Raw genomic sequence first — 15402 nt, 5'->3', positions numbered from 1 at the left:
GTCTCGCTCGAAAAATTGAGTGGGACTCCATACTAGACCAATAGTCGGATATTGGGTTAGTTTGCGCGAAAATTCATGAGACGCCAATACCATATGGGGGTCTGCCCTCATGATGTCAGCACTCGTGACGACCGTCTCGCATGCTATGCCAAGGTGATCACAGGCAATGTGAAATCTCTGGATGAATTCCTTCTCGGCATTCTCTGGTAGGTTTGGCCAGCTATCTTGAATAGCAATCTTCATAAGTCACAGCCTGATAGTTGAGGTGCAGCCCCGGGCTGCACCGCTTATGTTTCCGGGCGGCGATGGCCGATGTCCGGCGAAAGAGGAGGACGAAGTCAACGATCCGAAGCTAGCTGGTCCGAACCCCGCCGATCGCTGCACGAGTCCCGTTCCGAGACGCCACCTCATGGGACCCAGCGCTTGGTTGAGCAACCCAAAAGTCGCGCGCAAATGCTGGGCTTCCCCATCAACGCCGCTGCAGATCAGGAAGGATAGACACAGCGTTCGTGAACGCTCTATCGCGCGCTGGGGTTCGCCCTCGCACAAAGTCGATAACGCCTTCGCCTAGAGCGGCACGGGTGACATGGAGAAGGCCGTCACCATAGGTCTGGTCAGGCTCGAGGTAGGCACCCTCCGCCCATTCATTCCAGGCGTTGACAAATACGAGGGGAGCTTTGACCTCACGGCTGGAAAGCGCTTCCCAAGTGAGATGTCGCAACCACGAGCCGTAAGCCTTCGCGCTATCGTTTATAAAGACGTGCCCATATTCCCTGCGTCGCGCCGTATTGTCCCAACGGGGGAATAAGCCACGGTAACGGACATAGTTGACCGGATCGGCTTTGATGCTGCGCATCGCGACGGAGATATAGTCTTCAAGATATCCACGGAAGGAACCTCCGGCGACGCCGGCATTGATGGGATCAATCAGCATTCGGTCTTCATGCGGCGGCGAAAACTCCACCGCTGCATCCGCGCCGTAGCCCGTAGGATCGCCGAGCCCGAACGACTGGACGGCCACGACATGGATTTCCGGAATACCATTCTCCCGGGCAACGCGGCGCCAAGTGGCGATTGCGCCTCGGGCGTCCGGGATATCGCTGATTTTGTAGATCAAAAGCACGGGTGCCTCGTCGACACGGATATAGCGCGGATCCTTCAAAATCGACAGGATATCGCTGATAAATGACTCAGCGAAATTGATTCCGTAGGTCTGGTCCAGCAGGACCTCTGCATTCGAGCCGTCCCATCGACGGCTCCAAGGCTCGTTCGCCCAACAAATGCAGAACGGAAAATCTGGACCGCCTGCTAGCCAGCCATCGAGGGGTGCTTCGAGTAATCTACGCCCATCGAACCAATAATAATAAAAGCAAAACCCAGAAACCCCAAAGTCTCTCGCCATTTCTGCCTGATTGACCATGATTTCCGGCAGACGCAGATCGTAAAATCCTAGATCGGTCGGCAGTCGCGGCTGATCGTGGCTTTCTATCGTAGGACGCGCCCTGGTCACGTTTGTCCATTCGGTGAAGCCCTTGCCCCACCAGAGGTCATTTTCGGGGATTGGGTGGTACTGGGGGAGATAGAAAGCGATCAGATCCACTGGAAACTGCGGAGTCCTGCGGTCCACAGTCATGCGGCTGTCGTTGAGGTCCAGCGCATTCGAAGCCGCCTTTTCGATGAGCTTGCGGTAGAAGCTCTCCAAACGAATGGCGACTTTTGTCCAGGTAAGATTCTCAAGCGCGAAAGCGCGTCCGGCTATTCCCACGGACAAACCGCGATCAGGCAAGTCCATGATACGTTCGACATGCGATGCGATATCCAGAACACCGCTGTCTTCCAGATGGAAGGCGTTCTCGCCATCCGTCAGATGCAATCCGATATTGGCTTTCGGCAGAAGGACCGGTCGGCCGGACGCGAGAAATTCGGGTAGCTTCGACGGGAACCGGTAGTCGTTGAAGGCACCAACCTTGCCGGGCTGGACCAGAATGTCCGCCGCGCTAACCAGGCCTGGCAAATCGCCGCGCGGGATAAAGCCTAGTTCGAGGGCGCCAATATGACTGATGGCCTGCGGGCCCAGCGGCATAGCCGCGTAATCCCACCCTGTCCGGACAAGCCTGACGTTTCGACCACGTCGGCGGAGAAGCGCCACCGCCCCATAAAGGTCGGCTATCTCTTCAACGATAGAAAGGTGGACGTTGCCGGAATAAAGAATAACAGTTTCGTCTTGTTGGAGATCGTAGCTACGACGTACGGCATTGCGATCGCCTAGTTCCGCGAACGCAGCATCAAACCCCGGCCAAAAAGTCAGAGCGTCTTGGCCAACAGCAGAAAATTCAAGCAACGTCTCAATCAGACACGTAAAGCCGATAGCGCCATCGATAAACAAACGCGACTTTACCGGGTGAGAACGATGATCTACTCCGATGAGGCCGCTGATCGTTTCATCAGGCAACCTCCTAATAGTCTCGATGTCCAGAGAAGCGATTTCATCAACGAGAATCTGCTCCTCGTTATCTTCCATGTGAACAAGGTAGGGGCAGCGCTCGGCACGCGAAATAGCCTCCACCACCTCCCTTACGTGGTCCCGCGGGGTCCAGGCATGAATAAAGTCCGGCCCAGCCCCGTTCGCGAACTTCAACTTCGTGGATAGAGCCTCGGCGTAGGTAGATAAGGAGAAGCGATGCGCTCCATGAGCCAGTACGGTCTGCGGCTCGTCCGGAACAATGACAAGACAATCGTGGCCGAGGTCGATCAGCGCTTCCGCGATCGAAAACACGTGCATCGCGCTGTTGCCCTTAAAATTGCAATGCGATGCGAAGACTAAATTCATTAGATTTCGGCCCGGAAAGTCGCGTCTCCTGCGAATCCTCGACTGAAGTACGGATCTCCGTTTTCAAGCTGATCCCGATATTGATCCCTAAATATCAATGCGTCTATTTCTTCGATTGCCTGCTTTTCCTCATCGTGCTCGTCGAGAGTCACTCTCGCGCCCGACACGGCGACCAGGCGCGCGCCTGTCAGCGCCACCCTGAGAGAGAGGTCAGCCATGCCATGAAGCATGCCCTCATAATCCAGGTTGAAGCCGCCCGCCGCCCTCGCCTCGCTCACTTTGAAAGCAAAGGCCAAGTCGGACAAAACGCTCACTTCGCGGTCGCAGGCTAGCGAGCCTCCGTGGCCGTCGTGGTCACCCGCAAGACCGCTCATCGCGGGAGCCAACCCCGTTGAAGTCAACACCCAACCCGCGCTTATCACCCGGTCGTCCTCATCAACCACATGCGGACCGGCAGCGAAAACTTTCACATCGGCCAAATGCATCAGCAGGTAATCCAGCCAATCGTTCGCCGTGGAGTTGTGGATGCCCGCATCGACGTAAACTATGACTTCGGCCTCAGTTTTCTGCAGTAGATCCTCAACGTCCGCGATCAAAGAGCCTCGATCGGTTCCAGCGCCCCCCACCAGCCTGATGCTGGCCTCTGGATTTTGCTGGAGGACCTGCTCCATCAGGTTCGAGTTGCTCCCGACTGAACCGCGATCTCGAACGACAAACGCTACAGTCGGCCGGCGTGACCCTTTGTCGAAAGCTGGCTCGAGAACCAAGCGATGGGGCAAGACGGCGTGAGGACGCGCCTTTATGGGCAGCCCTCTCCGCTCAAGATGAGCGTTCACCGCGAGGGCCTGAAGCGGCTCGATGGCACCCTTGGAGTTTGGATCGGCTGCTATGCTGCCGGGCACCATCCGCCATTGATATAATATGTCAGCTATGTGGTTGATGGCCGACGACCTCTCAGAAAGCCTCAGCATGAACTCATAATCTTGAATCCTATTGAAGGCCGGATCAAAGCCGCCCATCGCCCGGACGGTTTCTGTCCGGACAACCAGCAAGTGCCCAATATACATCACGCCCAAAAGCATGGTCGGCGAGAAGTCCGGCTTAAAGAAAACCGAGCGGAATTCGCCGGAAGGGCCGATTGACGACTGATCAGTATAGCACGCGTCTGCGTCAGAACCCGCGAGCCGATCCATCGCCAAAGCAATGGCATGCGGATGCAGGACGTCATCGTGATCGAGAAAGGCGACGAACTCGCCACTCGCCAATGCCAAGGCTTGATTAGTAGCGCCAGCGATCCCTTGATTTGCGTCGAGGACTGTGAGGACGATACGCTCGTCAGCGGCTGAATACTGATCCGCTAGTTCCCGACCTAACGTCTCGGTCGATCCATCGTCTATCATGATCAACTCCCACGCCTGATGGCTTTGTAGCAGGACGGATTCGATCGCGCGTCGCAGATGGTCTACTGAGGAGTTAAACAACGGCATCACGACGGATACGAGTTCCGAACGTTCAATGACCGGTGCCCTACGGCTTTCAAAGCCGGTGCGAATGGGTCGATGCGTCGGAACGCCTGTCTTTTTGCCTTCCACCAACAGAGCGTCCAAGTTGGAGCTGGTCGTGAGGTAATGAACCAGAGGATGCATGCCGCCCAATCGGCCGCCGGCATGGGCCGCATATGCCGACGCGTCGAACAATGGGTGAGGATGACGCGCATTCCGCGGACTGCGGACGTAGTGCATCAAACCGCCCCTCCTAGCGGCGTCTGGCGTCGGGCTGTTCCAGACATAATGCTCTGGATCGAACATCGGGTTTGGCCACCGCTGCTCTGGGGCGCCGATCAGTACATAATGGAGCTGCGGCCCAAAATCTGATGCGGAGACGTCGGCGTTCCCCTGGCGATAGAAGTCGGCATCGAACAAAGGATGGCTGGATCGACCGTCGCGATCGCCCTCGGCAAGGAAGTGTGCGTAGCGATCGACATGGGCAAGCGGCACCTCAAGAGCCGCACCATAGAATTCCGCATCGAAGAGAGGATGAGGACTGGCCGGATTGGGCCCGGTGTCAGCCAGCATATGCTGCAGAGGCGAGACGTCACCACGTGTCCGCGGCGCCAAGGTTAGGTCGTACCACTCTCGATCCATGAAAGGGTTGGGCTCGCGGCCCGATAAAAACCCCTCCTTCAGATAGTGCCCAAGCAAGGAAATCTGATCACCCTTGGGGAGCCCGGCTTGATCCGCATACCAGTCGGGCCAGAAGAGGGGTGACATGGCCCTGCCTTCGGTCACCCCGGATTGAACAAAATGTTCTGCCGCACGAACTCCCGCCGACGCGACATCGGAATGCGCCATCAAGTAGTGAAGTTCGCGGAAAACCGGGTGCGTGACGCGATGCTCGCGCCACCCGCCTGCCATGAAATGTTCAACCGGCCTATGCAACGAGGCTAGATCAGGATTGCTATCGGCATAGGTGGCGGCATCGAAGATGGGACAGAAGTTCCGTATGGTCGATCCCGGCCCAAAGAGCCATACGATCAACTCCACGTTGCTCGCATCAGGGTAGCGAGAACGTATCCACGCTGGATTGATCATCGGATGAGGAGATCGCCCCTCTTTCCACCCACGTTTGAGATAGTGACTAAGTGGATCGCCGTCCGACGTAGAAGCTTCGGGATATTGGCTTTCATACCACTTTCGGTCGAAGCCAAAGGAATAGACATCTTCGGGATCCCACCGCGGGGGACCCAAGGCGGCCAGTTCCAGAAGGTGTGCATCTAGCACCGGAAACCCTTCCTGGGCCCATTCCGCCATGGCCAGTCCGGCGTCTTGAGGCGAATCGGGATTGTGTTTTCGGTATGCCAACGGATCGAACGCGTGGCTGGCGCGGCGACCTTCACGCCACCCGTGTTTCAGGAAATGCGCTAGCGGATTTGAGACGCCGCCGAGATCGGCATTCGACGTCTTATAGACTTTACCATTGAAGGCTGGCGTAAGTAGCAAATTTTTGCGAGTACTCTCTCGAACATACCATATCAACGGATTCTCGTCTTTGGAGAGTGGATACTCACGGGCGAGCCAATCTGGGCTGATCATCGGGTGGGGCGCACGGCGCTCCTTCCAGCCTTGATTAGAATAATGTTCGTAGGCTGCTATCCCCGCCGCGGCCACATCCGGGTAGCGAGCGAGATACCAATCTTGATCAAACAGGTCTTCTGGAGACCGAACCGTCACTCTCGCGCCCGGATGAATGCGGCGCTTGAATGCTCCAAAGAGCTTCGCCGCCTTCTTTGTCAGACGCATCGTATCCCCACATAGGTTTATTGGCCTGTCGGCGGCCGCTTCGGGCACACCGAACATCGCCGCAGAATCCTAACTTCCGCTTCGCGCCCGCACAAGCGATATGCAATTTTTGCAATGGCTATAAGCCTGTGAGGTCAGGACTCCGCTTGACCTGAGGGACAGGAGCGCTACGCCGACGCGACGCTCCGATCAGGATGACGAGACGACCAAATATGAAGATTGCCTCAATCCTCCGGCGCGCCAAACGCTTCATGATCGTTCGCCCGAGAGGCATCGACAACAGACAACTGGGCGACCAGGCGCGAGATCGTCAAGATTGGCAGGCAGCAAGCCTAGCATATGGGCACCATCTCGCTCGATACCCCAACGATTTCGCTATATGGGTGCAGGCTGGCCACGCCTATCGCGAGCAGTCCTGTTGGGAAGAGGCCGACAAAGCTTATCGGAGCGCGGCGGCAATTAACGCCGACGACTCGGACCTTTGGTTGCATAGGGGCCACCTGGCCAAATCTCGCGGCGATTTCCAGTCTGCGATGTCGTGCTATCGGGCAAGTTATTCACTCGATGGAAATGTCGCAGCAGAATCGGAGATCCTGTCATCGTCCAACTCACCTGGCCGCGGCGGTATCATTGATGGGTTCACAAACGGCCTTCTAACCGGCTGGGCGGTCGACCTGGATTTCCCGGATGATCCCGTTGATGTCGAAATTTTCCGCGGCGATGAGCTCCTGGCGACAGTTCGCGCGAATATCCACCGCGCACACGACGTTACGGGGGGACCGGAGCGCCAACCCAGCGGCTTTATGGTCGATATCGATGACAGGGTCAGTTTTGGAGACGTTATCAGAGCGCGAACCAAGCGTGGGAAAGTACCGCTCTCTCCGGCATCGTTGACGGTGAATCATGTCTCCGCGATCGAGACTTGGCGGACGCGCAATGACGACCTTACAGATGACGTTATCGATATTCTTCGCGCTGGCTGTGCGCGCGAGGTCGGCGACCGGTCACTTACATTTATCCTGACCCTTGATAGGCAGAATACACCCGCTTTGTTAGGCCTGCTTAAAGACCTCCGTAGCCAGTGGTGCAATCGCTGGGAGGCCATCTGGATCAGCGATAGCGGGACTCCCACAGATCTGGTGGGCGTTCTGGAAGACGCGGCTGGAAACGATTCACGCGTGCGCCGCGTGGTCGTCCCGGATGCAGAAACAGCGATATCTAGATTAGCGATCGCGGCGAGCCAGGCCGTGGGCGACGCGATAGTGCTGATAGATCGGCCTATTAGGCTTGAACCAGAAACAGTTTACCGACTACTTGATGTTACAACAGACACCTGCCAGATTTCTTATGCCGATACCGCCGTCATGGAATCAGCTTTTGATAGTGTATCGCACTTCAGTTTACGTCCATCCTTTAGCCTAGACTACCTTCACTCTTATCCGTATTTTCTCGACCTAGTATGTTTTGAAGCCAGCCTACTAAAATACCTATTATCTTCGCTTGTTGAACCTATCGAATCCATTCTACTGTTTGATCTAACTTTGCGGGCCGTAGAGGAAACGAAGGCCGTAGGGCACATACCTGCCGTCCTCTGCAGGGCTTCTCCGATTTCGATTCCTGAAGGTGACCGGCCCGCGATGGTGCGGGCCATTGCCGGTCACCTTCGGCGGTCGCGCTCAACCGGCAGCGTTGGCGTAAACGATCAGGAGCACGGCTTCATGGTCACCTATCCCCGGCCCGCAGGCTCGATCCTCATAATCGTTCCGACTAGAAATCGGGCCGATCTATTGAGAACGTGCCTTGATTCAGTCTGGCGCACCTGCGGCGACCTGAGAATAGATATCGTCGTCATCGATCACCAGTCCGATGAGACCGACACCACAACCTATTTGGACAGCATCAAAGGCAGGGTGGAGATAATGCCCTATTCTGGAGCCTTCAACTTCGCCCGAATGAATAACGTCGCATTCGAACGTTTTGGGAGAGATCATGATTTTGTATTATTCATGAACAACGACATTGAAGCGATAGAACCCGGCTGGCTTGGTCGGATCGCTAGCCTGGCAGCAAGAGAAGAAATCGGAATCGTGGGCGCCAACCTGATCTACGCCGATCGCCGTATTCAGCACTCCGGAGTTGTTGTTGGACTTTCTGGCGCGGCGGATCACGCTCATAGATATGAGCAGCTCGAAGATTTTGACGGTAATCGACGGCCTGGCCGCGACCACAGCCTTGCGTCAACTCGAGAATACTCAGCCGTCACGGCAGCTTGCATGATAATGCGCTGCGAAGTGTTTCGTGCAGTGCAGGGTTTCGATGAGGAACTGGCGATCGGCTTCAACGACACGGATCTGTGCCTTCGCGTGCGGGAGTCCGGCTATCGGATCTTAAACGATGGCCGTACGGTCCTTTATCATCACGAATCAGCAACCCGCGCGAGGTCAGGAGAGCTCGACCATCCCCGCGATACAGCGCTCTTTGTTTCAAGGTGGCGCTCTTTCTTGGCGGCAGGTGACCCGGCATACAACCCGCAACTATCGCAGGTTACGGCGCACCGCCCCGGCACATTACGAGATGCGCGTTTTCCGGCTCGGGTATGGTTCCCGAGATCGGAACGACGTCGTTCGCCTGTGACGCCGCGACACGCGCCCAGACCTACCGTGCTGAGCTAACGCACCAAAAAAACGGCTATGAAGCGGAGGACACCGTCCGCATCTCATGATACGACGCAGGCCTAAACGCCTGCACCTCAATGATTTTGGCATTGGACTGCGACTGAGCATGATTCCCAACCGCAAGAACCCGCTTCCCGGCGTACCCAATACCGAGTCGCCGTTTTTCAAGGATTTTTTTGATCCAGAAACAACCGACCCCGTAGTCTACGACTATGCGGTTCAGCTGAACGAGAAAGGCTTCGCGATCATTGATTTTCCGGATGGCGAGATCGACGCGATCGCTGACAGAATCAAGAGGAGTCTCACCGGTCGATACGACTGGGCCGCTTGGCGAGAGCGGGGGGAAGGCCTTCGCATTCAGGACGCTTGGAAGTTCGACGCCGACGTGCGGCGGCTTGCTGTCAACGAGACGATCCTGCAAATGCTGACGCAGCTTTATGGGCGGCAAGCATGGCCTTTTCAAACCTTGAACTTCCCTGTGGGAACACAGCAGCACTACCATACGGATTCGGTGCATTTTTCATCGATGCCAGAGCGTTTTATGTGTGGCGTATGGATACCGCTCGAAGACGTCGAACTCGACCAGGGACCTTTGATCTACTACCCCGGCTCACACAAATGGCCTATCTATACCAATGAACACATCGGGCATCGGCACAGTGATCGCTACCATACAAGCCAAACTGTTTATGAATACATGTGGGAGCGCTTGGTAGAGGCTAGCGGTATAGAGCCCACTCGCCTGGCGATAAAAAAGGGGCAAGCTCTCATCTGGTCGGCCAATCTCCTGCACGGTGGCGACGTCCAGACTAATCGCGATAAGACAAGATGGTCTCAGGTCACGCACTACTACTTTGACGACTGCGCCTACTACACCCCCATGAATTCTGATGTTCCTGCAGGCGTTATAGACTTTCGCCGGCCGTTCAACATTATAACCGGAAAAGAGTCGGATAACTTTTACATCGGCCAGAAGGTGCCGGAAGATTTCATCGATGTGACCAATCCGCTTCGAGTGAAAGCGGGCGGGTTCGATGGCTCGGCTTACTTGCGAGCCAATCCGGATGTGGCGGCGGTTGGCGAGGATCCCCTCGAGCACTGGTTGAAGCATGGGCGCGCCGAAGGTCGATTGCTCCGCCCAGTCGAGGAGACTTGATCGGTAAGCGGCGGGCTTAAACGGTGCGTGCTAAACGACGCGTCCGCCCCCTGGCTGCATTGCTGGGTTAACGAAGCGCCGGGCCGCGGCCCTGACTTTCTCAACCATATGATTCAGTCAGGTGTACAAGTTTGACTTGCCGCCTGACCAACCCAAGGCCATTGTCGCCCTATGCATGGAATCGCCAAACATTCGCTCGAATCGTACAAACGACTCGTGGCAAATAAGCTGTCTGAACATCCGAAAAATCGCGATCTTGCATTGGCTCAAAGCATCGGCTCCACGAATATGGAGTTGTTCGCGATACAAGGGGATGGCCACGTAGAAGTGCTCCGTCATCACGGTTTGATTGATGGGATGGACCTCTATGATCTTGGTTGCGGTTCAGGCCGGACTGCTCAGGCTCTACAGCGCAGCGGCTGGAGGGGGCAGTATACGGGAGCCGACATAGTCGATGACCTGGTCCTGCACGTTCAAAAGAAGTGTCCAGGTTTTAAGGCTATCATCCATCACGGCCTCACTATCGCTGCGCCTGACGCGTCTTTGGATATTGTCTTCCACTGGTCAGTGTTCACCCACCTCCTGCCGGAGGAATGCTTTGCGTACCTGTCGGATACCTACAGGGCCCTACGGCCTGGGGGCAAAACCGTGTTTTCGTTTCTTGAATATGAAGATGCAGAGCACAGGAATCTGTTCATTGTCCGTTCGAAGGCCATGGCATCCGGTGATCAGCTCGACCATCTCGACACGTTCCTACCGCGGAGCTGGATTTCATCTTGGGCCGAAGTGATAGGGTTCGAGGGTCCGCAGTTCACCAGCGGGTCGGATGTGAGCCATCACGCCGCCTTTTGGCAATCCATCGTTTCGATGAGAAAGCCGGCCTAAGATTACGGCCTCAGAGGTCACCATCAGCAAGATAGGTGCCGGAATTCGAAGGCTCTCCAGACATCATCCTTTAAACATTTGATATTTCTCGACCTCAAATCCTTTGTTGCGGAGGTCGGAAAAGTGCTGCGCGTGGATCTCGTTTCGAATGAAAATCGCGTCGGCCTGCCACAAGGATCCATCATAGTAGCAAGGCTCGACGATGTCATAGAGTCGAAAGCCGGCCGCTTCTAGAACCCGAAGTCTTTGCGAGAACTCGTAGACCGGCACTTCGACTATGACGACAGCACAGTTGAGAAGCACGTTCGAGGCACCTGCTAGAGCGCGAAGCTCCTGTCCGTCGATATCGATCTTTAGGAGGAAGGGGGTTTGTAGCCCCATCGCGGCGACCGCGTCATCCAATGTCGTAATCGGAATGGACCGCTGAGCCTCGCCTTCCGTGCCAATGGCCACCAGCGCACTGTGCGTAACTTCGCCCCCCATGATCGACTCAATCTGCAGGGTCCCTTCGCCCGTCCGATCCGACACCGCCATCCGTACAAGCCGATGATCTACGTTCGCGTAGGCGGCTTCAATAAAAGGCACGAACTCGGCAACCGGCTCGAACAGCACGTGCAGGAGCGACGGAAAGGCATGTATTAGTTCTGGCGTTCCGCGTTCAACTCCGACATCCAGAATCGTAGCAATCTCAACGCCTCGCGCAACAAGCAGGTCCAAGGCCTGGTGCTTAAGGGGTCCCCGGCCCTGAGGTGTCGAACGTTCGGTGTGTGACATCGTAGATCCTGACAGCGTACATTGCCCAGCATTAGCGGGCAGCTTCGTTTTAGACGGCTTGTCGTAGACACTACAACGAGCAACGCCCGCTTTGGCGGTTTGAACTGCCTCCGGGGTCTGCGGGAGGGCATATGGCTAAAGTTGCGCGGCCGGGCTGTTCGGCCCCGTCGCTCGAGACACCAGCTAGCTCGCGGGCATCGCCTCAGGCGTATTCACTCACGGGCTCGAACGGATTGACAATACAAGCACTTCCAATCGAAGACGACACTCCAAAATTTTCTAGGCTTGGTCGTTGCGTTTTTTTACGCCTGCCTGGTCCAGGGCGTCATATAGGTATTCTATCATTTCATTGCGCTCAGCCGTAGAACGCCGCCAGAAGATCTCGTCCGGGGATGCTGGAAGTGGCTTTACGCCGCCCTGCCAGTCCTCTGCATCATACCCGAATACGTCAAAGTCTTTTCTGTATACATCAGCCACGACGTTCGCCGATTTTTCGTCATAGTAGTTTCTCCATGACACGGGAGGACTTTCATTGTGACGTTCCAGCTCGATACCTTTTTTATAACCCTTTAATCTCAGTTGATTCGTAAAGATTGCTAAGGCTGAACTCATATCCTCAGTCTTGAAAATACCGGTGTAGGGTATCAATCGCGGCATCAGCAGCGTGTCTTGCAACTGAAGGTGAGCATCGTTCATCCTGGTAGCTTCTTCTCGTACCACTTGATGAATGTAGGCTGAAAAAGCACTTTGAGGATCTGCGTCTGCCATCTTCGATCCGAATTCTGCATGCGCGTTGGCGTATCCAGGCTCCCTACTGCGGACTTTGTTTTCGAAGACAGACACAAGCCGACTGAAGGGATTGCGGCAAATACCGAAGACCAACCATTCCGAGCCCGCCGTCAAAATGGCGCCGCGCTCCTTAGGTCTGACATCCAGCAATGAAGGGATCGCAATACGGCGCCGTTCATGAATCAGCATCCCGACCCTGCTTTCACGCTGATACGGTGGTGCGCTCAGATCCAAGGGCGTGGCTTCAACGGTTGCTACGAGCTTTTTCCACGCACTGCAGGCAGCCTTCGGCGTCTCGACATACATGTAGCGATGCCGACGAGAAACAAAGGTCCCGTATGCAAGGCGAGCCACTGTGAAATGAGGATCGTAGCCGGCCTGGGTTGCCATTGAGTGGAGTTGCGCCTCGACAGAAATCACTGCCTTTGGCTTCGCTTGCGACACTTGGCTTCCTCCAAACTTTCTTATCGGAAATTCTCCGATCAATGCCCCGCGAATGTTCCGACGCTTTCTCAAAGTTGGGCGCGGAGATATCACCATCAACTACTTGGGGAAGACGTCGTCCGAAGATATCGCAAATCTCCTCGTTAAGAGCTCAAACGAACCTCACGACATATGTCACTTATTTGAGATCTAGTGACGTCAGAAGGTCCACCTCATTCGATACCCCCGTATCGGCCATCTGCCGAAACGCCGCCATGATGTGATAAAATGAGCTTGCGGGAGCAGGCTCGTCAATGAAAGTGCGATCCGGCAATCGTTTATCGCGCCAGAGACCGCCGTCGGTGAGATAGAGCCATAGTGCGCCTTGCGCGTCGAGAGCGCTGTCGAGATAAGCTTGACGTTCTCCATCGTGGCTTAACTCGCTGAGGATCAAAGCGGCCTTCAACCATTCTGTCTGCGGCCATAATCGAGCCCGTCGACTACGGATCGAACCGTCGTCATTCATGGCGTCAACGGCAGTCCCCAAGAATTCGCTGACGCCGCTCAAGCCGTGGCCAAAGAGTTTGCGGGCGACATCGACGGCAGCGTGATCGCCGCGCGCACGACCGTAGCGCGCAAAGAGCCACGCCCATTCGAACTGATGCCCAGGCTCCACCAAGCGGCCAGCCTCGCCCGCAGCGGGCTGCCAATCGGCATCGAAGAACTCCCGTAGAAATCCGCCCCGCCGATCGATGAAAGTTGATCGCGCCAAACCCACGATCTGATCGGCTAGCTCCGTCCAGCCGACGTCGCCGCCTAACTCCTCCCAGGCCAAGCAGGATTCAAGCAGGTGCATGTGGCAGTTGGATTGATATGGCTCGTCGCCGCCCTCAACGAGGGCACCATTCGGCAGTGATCGAGCACGCAAGGCCTCGCGGATCCGCCGCGCTCGGATCTCCAGACTGGCATCTGAACATCTAGCGCTTTTGGCTAATGCGAATGCCAACATGACAAAGGCCTGGTCATAGACCATCGCTGTTTCGTCCAATGGAGTTCCGTCGGCACTCAACAACGTACGACACAATCCGTCGTCACGAAGGTAATCGGAGATCAACCGGTCCACTCCGTCATCGACGCAGCGACGCCACGGTCCAGACCACTCAAGCAGGCCTGCCTGGGCGAAGACATAAACCTGGCGGGCCTGGACCCGTGCTCGGCGCGCAGTGCTCAGCTTGCGGCCATCCAGCCCTATCATCTCAGCGAACGCGCCGTTGGAATTTTGGCCGAGCGTAGCCCAGGTCGGAAGAGCGCGCGTACGGAGCCAGTCGGCAAGCCTCTGCCCACTGGCCTGAAGAGTCTGCGGATCTGGGCTGGCGAAGTCTAGATGCTGAGGAGAAGCTAGCTTCAACCGCTCGACGATCCGCTTGACGTCTTGAGCGCGTGACAGGTCGCAGACGAGAACCGCGTCGCTTTCCGCAACGATCGCGATGTTTCTCACACCCAGCGCGGCGATCATGATTCCGTTTGACGACCGAGCCAGGCACCCCTCTGCGTCCTCAAAGATGTGCAACCCCGTATCGCCCTCCCCGCTCGCCGCAATAGCGTCCCAGGCCCCCAGATCTGACCAACCGAAATGGACCTCGAGCACCGAAGCTAAGCGCGTTTTCTCCATCAATCCGTAGTCGATCGATATCTTGGGTGCGGCTAAAAACGCCTGGGTCAACACCTCTACAAACGCGTTGCTTCCGGTCGGTAGAGCTGCTCGAGCCGCAGCCTCAACTGCGGGGGCATAGGCCTTCAACTCCGACAGCAGAGTTTTGGCTGAAACCACGAAATTGCCGCTATTCCACAGATATCCGGCCCCAATATACTCTGCTGCCATCGCGGAATCGGGCTTTTCGATGAACCGATCAACATCAGAAAGACCTTTGCCTGATGGCTTGATGTAACCGTAAGCCGACGACGCTTCAGTAGGCTTGACACCAAGCGTCACGATGCGGCCCTCGGAAGCGCTAATTGCCGCCGTGCGCACGGCTTCCTGAAAGGCGACATAGTCAGGAATATGATGGTCGGATGCAACGAAGGCAATCACACCGTCGGCGTCCTCGCGCTCAGTCCAGGCCGCCGCCGCCGCCATCGCCGCGGCAGAATCCCGAGCTTCGGGCTCTAGAAGAACATGCGCTTCCACGCCGATTTCCTCTAGCTGTTCGATGATCCAAGGTCTGTGGCCGACGCCCGCGACCACGATCAACCGACCCCCGGTTTTAGCCAACTCGGCAACCCGAAGGACCGTTTCCTGAAACAACGATCGATTTCCCGCCAAAGGAATAAACTGCTTTGGGCGCGAAGGTCGCGACGCTGGCCAAAGCCGGGAGCCAGACCCGCCGCACATGATCACCGGGTAAAGTTTCATGATGTTGCCTAACCCACGATCGTATTGATTCAAAGTGCTCGAAACACCCAACTTGACGAGATTCAAGGCTGCCTCACCGAGGGCGCGTACCGGATTTCTCGATCATCGGCGCCAGTTCACATTTGGGGTTTCACAGTGACACCACCCCTCACCCCCGC

The 15402-nt window shown here is 56.2% G+C and carries 8 protein-coding genes; 3 read left to right on the top strand and 5 right to left on the bottom strand.

All coding sequences use genetic code 11. The features are described from left to right. Nucleotides 1-469: 469 nt before the first annotated feature. Together BZG35_RS03835 and BZG35_RS03830 are read right to left on the bottom strand one after the other, a co-directional pair. Nucleotides 470-2830: a glycoside hydrolase family 99-like domain-containing protein gene (locus BZG35_RS03835; protein ID WP_077354444.1), complete on the bottom strand. Its 2361-nt coding sequence runs from the start codon at nt 2828-2830 to the stop codon at nt 470-472. After that, on the bottom strand, nt 2830-6186 hold the full coding sequence (locus BZG35_RS03830; protein WP_077354443.1) for a glycosyltransferase: 3357 nt from the start codon (nt 6184-6186) through the stop codon (nt 2830-2832). Before BZG35_RS03830 ends, BZG35_RS03835 begins: the two co-directional genes overlap by 1 nt. Before the next feature lie 155 nt (nt 6187-6341). Between BZG35_RS03830 and BZG35_RS03825 the strand changes: the two genes are divergently transcribed. The 3 genes from BZG35_RS03825 to BZG35_RS03815 all read left to right on the top strand — a co-directional run bounded on the left by BZG35_RS03825 (nt 6342) and on the right by BZG35_RS03815 (nt 10845). Beyond that, entirely contained in the window at nt 6342-8801 is a 2460-nt protein-coding gene (locus BZG35_RS03825; protein WP_171981869.1) for a glycosyltransferase, read from the top strand. A gap of 109 nt (nt 8802-8910) precedes the next feature. Next, nucleotides 8911-9960, top strand: a complete 1050-nt coding sequence (locus BZG35_RS03820; RefSeq protein WP_077354441.1) for a phytanoyl-CoA dioxygenase family protein — start codon at nt 8911-8913, stop codon at nt 9958-9960. Nucleotides 9961-10131: 171 nt separating this feature from the next. Next, nucleotides 10132-10845 (top strand): class I SAM-dependent methyltransferase, encoded by a 714-nt coding sequence (locus tag BZG35_RS03815; RefSeq protein ID WP_077354440.1) that lies wholly within the window; start codon nt 10132-10134, stop codon nt 10843-10845. A gap of 63 nt (nt 10846-10908) precedes the next feature. Here BZG35_RS03815 and BZG35_RS03810 read toward each other — a convergent pair whose 3' ends face one another. The 3 genes from BZG35_RS03810 to BZG35_RS03800 all read right to left on the bottom strand — a co-directional run bounded on the left by BZG35_RS03810 (nt 10909) and on the right by BZG35_RS03800 (nt 15310). Continuing rightward, nucleotides 10909-11619 carry an FkbM family methyltransferase gene (locus BZG35_RS03810; protein WP_077354439.1) on the bottom strand — a complete coding sequence of 237 codons (711 nt, stop codon included), beginning with the start codon at nt 11617-11619 and terminating at the stop codon, nt 10909-10911. A 279-nt stretch (nt 11620-11898) separates the two neighbouring features. Beyond that, complete coding sequence (locus tag BZG35_RS03805; protein ID WP_171981868.1) at nt 11899-12852, bottom strand: sulfotransferase family 2 domain-containing protein; 954 nt, start codon at nt 12850-12852, stop codon at nt 11899-11901. Between the two features lie 178 nt (nt 12853-13030). Beyond that, nucleotides 13031-15310 (bottom strand): AGE family epimerase/isomerase, encoded by a 2280-nt coding sequence (locus tag BZG35_RS03800; RefSeq protein WP_253189260.1) that lies wholly within the window; start codon nt 15308-15310, stop codon nt 13031-13033. Nucleotides 15311-15402 lie beyond the last annotated feature (92 nt).

The sequence above is a fragment of the Brevundimonas sp. LM2 genome (assembly GCF_002002865.1).
In the GTDB taxonomy this organism is placed as follows: domain Bacteria; phylum Pseudomonadota; class Alphaproteobacteria; order Caulobacterales; family Caulobacteraceae; genus Brevundimonas.
The sequence above is the reverse complement of the archived record's forward strand: the minus strand, read 5'-3'. Positions and strand labels throughout refer to the sequence as shown.

What these genes read in the sequence shown, in the direction of transcription:
- BZG35_RS03830 (WP_077354443.1), bottom strand. Translation starts at nt 6,186, where the DNA reads ATGTTCGGTGTGCCCGAAGCGGCCGCCGACAGGCCAATAAACCTATGT.
- BZG35_RS03835 (WP_077354444.1), bottom strand. Translation starts at nt 2,830, where the DNA reads ATGAATTTAGTCTTCGCATCGCATTGCAATTTTAAGGGCAACAGCGCG.
- BZG35_RS03815 (WP_077354440.1), top strand. Translation starts at nt 10,132, where the DNA reads ATGCATGGAATCGCCAAACATTCGCTCGAATCGTACAAACGACTCGTG.
- BZG35_RS03820 (WP_077354441.1), top strand. Translation starts at nt 8,911, where the DNA reads ATGATTCCCAACCGCAAGAACCCGCTTCCCGGCGTACCCAATACCGAG.
- BZG35_RS03825 (WP_171981869.1), top strand. Translation starts at nt 6,342, where the DNA reads ATGAAGATTGCCTCAATCCTCCGGCGCGCCAAACGCTTCATGATCGTT.
- BZG35_RS03810 (WP_077354439.1), bottom strand. Translation starts at nt 11,619, where the DNA reads ATGTCACACACCGAACGTTCGACACCTCAGGGCCGGGGACCCCTTAAG.